Source organism: Mesorhizobium sp. LEGMi-168a (assembly GCF_058312955.1).
On sequence record NZ_JBZEGV010000145.1, the window covers coordinates 1 to 1,077 of the forward strand.

1 protein-coding gene is annotated in these 1,077 nt (G+C 57.6%); it reads right to left on the bottom strand.

What is annotated here, in order from left to right; all coding sequences use genetic code 11:
• A partial coding sequence (locus AC4FWB_RS34510) for an MOSC domain-containing protein (protein ID WP_491030677.1) occupies positions 1-1,077 on the bottom strand: 1,077 nt, incomplete at both ends.

Genomic DNA, 1,077 nt, shown 5'->3' on the forward strand with positions numbered 1-1,077 from the left:
CCTTGCAGGAATATGGAACGTTGACGTCGGCGGCGAGCAACGTATCCAGGATAGTGGTGCCTCGATGCACCTCGAGCGTCCGGTGGGATCGATGGAGTATAACCTTGAAGCCACCATCGACGGCGACAGTGCCTTTGACGGCGAAATGCTCGACGTGTACCTGTGATCGCGGCAACGCAGCTGTCGCCTGCTCGAATGCCCCAATCATGGGCTGAGGGCCGCAGCAATAAAAATGGGAGGAGTTGGGGGCAGCCGACACGATGCCTTTGATATCCAGTCTCGTTCCTTTTGACTCGGCATCGAAATGGAAATGGATTCGGCCGGGGTGGAACTCCTCAAGGAGCTGTAGTTCCCCAAGGAACGCCGTGGTGGAGCGAGATCTCGTTGCGTAGAACAGTTCCCAACTCAGCCCGAGCGCGCTAAGCCGCGAGATCATCGCCTTCAGAGGTGTTATTCCGATGCCGCCGGCGACCAGCACTGTGTGCTCAGCGGTTTCGTCAAGCTGGAAGTTGTTACGTGGTGGGCCGATGCGCAGACGGTCACTGACTCTCAGTTGTTCGTGCACGAATACAGAGCCACCGCGGCTCCCTGGATCCTTATTGACGGCAACAACATAGCGATCTCGCTCACTTGGATCATTGCAGAGCGAATAGCTGCGTGTCAGTCCCGGACGCAGCATCAAGTCGATATGCGATCCGGCCGTGAAGGAAGGCAGGGCGCTATTGTCAGATGCTCGAAATTCCAGCGAGTGAATGCCTTCTGCCTCGCGGCGAATTGAGGCAATCAAGACTTCAAGCTCTGGCACGCGATAGATAAGCGGCTGGTGGGGCAGCGGTGGTAGTTCGATTTCAATGGCGTCGCCCGGTCGAACCTGACCACCCTGGACAACGATGCTCATAACGCCGGCCTTACGCACTAGGCCAGTCGGTGTCGGCTCAACCATGTGTTTGAGCAAACCGGGTTGAAAATCTTCGATCTGGTGGCACGGATTGCGTAAACCGGTGAGTTCGACGATCGCCTCTGAACCGATACGGAGACGAGCGCCGGTTGGCAGCCCGAGCAGGTCGATGTGGCGTG